The 2,052-nt window shown below is 55.4% G+C and carries 3 protein-coding genes; 1 reads left to right on the top strand and 2 read right to left on the bottom strand.

Features of this window, described 5'->3' with window-relative positions; all coding sequences use genetic code 11:
* Both AC1DVA_RS27955 and AC1DVA_RS27950 read right to left on the bottom strand, forming a co-directional pair.
* Nucleotides 1-277 (bottom strand): hypothetical protein (locus AC1DVA_RS27955; protein WP_476808061.1); only part of this gene is annotated, 277 nt, incomplete at its 3' end.
* A gap of 279 nt (nt 278-556) precedes the next feature.
* Nucleotides 557-1,321, bottom strand: coding sequence for a hypothetical protein (locus tag AC1DVA_RS27950; protein ID WP_476808060.1), 765 nt, complete (start codon nt 1,319-1,321; stop codon nt 557-559).
* A 364-nt stretch (nt 1,322-1,685) separates the two neighbouring features.
* Between AC1DVA_RS27950 and AC1DVA_RS27945 the strand changes: the two genes are divergently transcribed.
* On the top strand, nt 1,686-2,052 hold a 367-nt coding region (locus AC1DVA_RS27945), incomplete at its 3' end, for a POTRA domain-containing protein (protein ID WP_476808059.1).

The following is a 2,052-nucleotide window of genomic DNA, read 5'->3' as shown; positions in this document are numbered from 1 at the left end:
GCTCATACGCGTATTCTGAAGGCTGTGGCAGTCGCGCAAATCGGAAGATCCTAGCGCCAAAGACAAGGTATTCCTTGGGCAGGCCGAGCTTGAGCTCGATCTCACGAGGGGTGCATCCAATGATGTTCTTCGCGACCGTTATATACCCCGTTAGAGCCTTTGGGAGCKGGCCTTGTAATGGTAGCACCTTAATTAGACCCATTGGACCACTCAATGTCCAAAGATCGCGCCGCTTCGCCAGATCAATTTCAACTTGCCAATCATCTTGTCTCGGCATCGGGGCTCCCTATTGTGACTTAAATTGGTCGCGCACCGTCTAACAAATCCACGCAACATCAGTCATTTGAATAGCGTCTTGTTTACGGTCGCCGTCTCGAGTTCTCCAGCATCATAATAGACGTGCAACCACGCTCCGCCGTGCTCCAAAATCCGTTTTGCTGACAAAATTCTACCGCCGGATCCATTAAAATGCACCCGTCCGACCCCTTTCCACCGGTGCCGTGAATGCCTTGCCTTTCCGCCCCGCAAAAGCACCGGTTTCTTGGGGGCGTCGAGCTCAAACGACCTTGCCCAGGAAGTTGCCTTCATAAAGCATCCCGCCTTGATGCGTAAGGTTCGAGACGAGATCAATAAAAATCTTGCCTCCGATAGACTGCCAGCGTCGGCAGAAGGCATAATCCTCTGAGAGGTAGCGACCATCAGGTTCATTCATTGTGTCGAAGAAACGATATGAGTATGGTGCCATATACTCATATATATTTTCATTGTACGGCGTTCTGTCGAGCTTTATTTTATGGTCTGGGAGTTCGTTCATCATCTTATCGAAAACTTCGCGCTTGATCATCATGAGCCCAGTTGGCGCATCCATCACTTCGGCAAAGCCATCCGGATCGGCCTGCAACTGGCCGTCTTTCGGGTTGAATGGATATCTTGTGTAGCGAGCGTCAAACTCCGCCTTGGTCATATGGGCTGGGATCGTCTCCGGCCAGGCGATGGTCTTCATGGGATAGATGCCCGCCACCACATCGCGGTCCGCCTGAAGGAGGCGGAACACCGCAGTTGGCTCGAAGCCGATGTCTGCGTCRAGCCAGAGCAAGTGTGTGTAACCCTCGGTCGCCATAAACTCGGCAACCATCGAATTGCGAGCGCGCGGGATCAGCGAGTCGCCACCGCGAAAGATAAATGAGAGCGTAATTTTGTGCCGCATGCAGGCGTGGACCAATTTGAGGACGCTCAAAAGATAGTTTTGAAAAACTTGTCCGCCAAAACATGGGGTACAGATGGCGACGTGTTTTCCCTCGATCTGAGTCAAGGAGAGCATTTGGAATGTCCATCGTGTGGGCGCAAGTATGCCTCAAAAATGTTTCGATGGGATCGTCATCCATGAAGTAATGCCGAAATCCGGGTGTTGCGCCCGCTGGCCAACACTCTCAAGGACGCTGATGCCATGATGCGGAGGGTTAGACGCTTCCCCGCAAACGAGGAGGGTGGTCTGCGCGATAGCTAAGCAAGGTGGCAGCGTTGGCGCTCGGCGGGCATTGGATTGTTACATTCCTGCAACTCCTTGACGATAGGTGACCGCGATTAGTTTCGCGTTGTTTGACTCTATCATCATTCTGAACAAGTCTTGACGCAAGGGTAAGGGGCGCAAATTGATATCGGTTGGGCGCAGTCTTTTAAGTCGGATGATCTGGGCTGGTGCGGTTGCTAGCGCCCTCGCACATTCGACTGAGGCCCCTGCCCAAACGGCAAGCCAGATCACGCCGCCCAGTTTCCGCCCCGATCAGCCGCGCGCCGGTGGAGCGCTGGTTTTCTCTGGTCGGCCCGGGCTGGACGCACCGGCCGGGGCCGAGCGCTTGTGGATCAGGCTTTCGGGCGTGAACATCGAGGGGGGGCGTGGAGAGCTGGCTGCGGCGCAGGGATTGCTTCGCGAGCGGCTGATGCGCGGACGCATCCCGGCTTCCGAGCTGTTCGTGGCGGCGCGCGAGCTGGAGGCGGCATATGCGCGGGCGGGCTATGTCCTGACCCGCGTGCTCTTGCCTGCTCAAAACC

It is taken from the genome of Allobosea sp. P4_C6 (genome assembly GCF_056402015.1).
The sequence above is the reverse complement of the archived record's forward strand: the minus strand, read 5'-3'. Positions and strand labels throughout refer to the sequence as shown.